This is a genomic window from Isoptericola croceus (assembly GCF_029382255.1).
GTDB classification, from domain to species: Bacteria; Actinomycetota; Actinomycetes; order Actinomycetales; family Cellulomonadaceae; genus Isoptericola; species Isoptericola croceus.
Genome location: NZ_JARLLG010000441.1, coordinates 1 through 259 on the forward strand (window position 1 = coordinate 1; position 259 = coordinate 259).

Here is a 259-nt window from a genome sequence, read left to right on the forward strand (position 1 = left end):
GCCATTTCCGGGCTTCACGTACAACTCGTTGCCGGGTTTTGCTACTATTTGCTCATCCGGCTCGGGCTGACAAGGGAACGTGCCACCGTTTGCTTACTGGGGGTGATGCCGGTTTATGCGGGATTATGCGGCATGAACCCGCCAGTTGTCCGGTCGGCGGCAATGACGATGCTGCTTGTGCTGGCCAGGCAAAAAAAACTGCCGATCGGGCCGCTTGATGCTTTGTCCATCTGTTTCATTTTGTACGGACTAAAAAATG

At 54.1% G+C, this 259-nt stretch carries 1 protein-coding gene; it reads left to right on the forward strand.

What is annotated here, in order from left to right:
• Positions 1–259: ComEC/Rec2 family competence protein (locus tag PZC42_RS24915; RefSeq protein ID WP_277214292.1), on the forward strand; the 259-nt coding region annotated here is incomplete at both ends.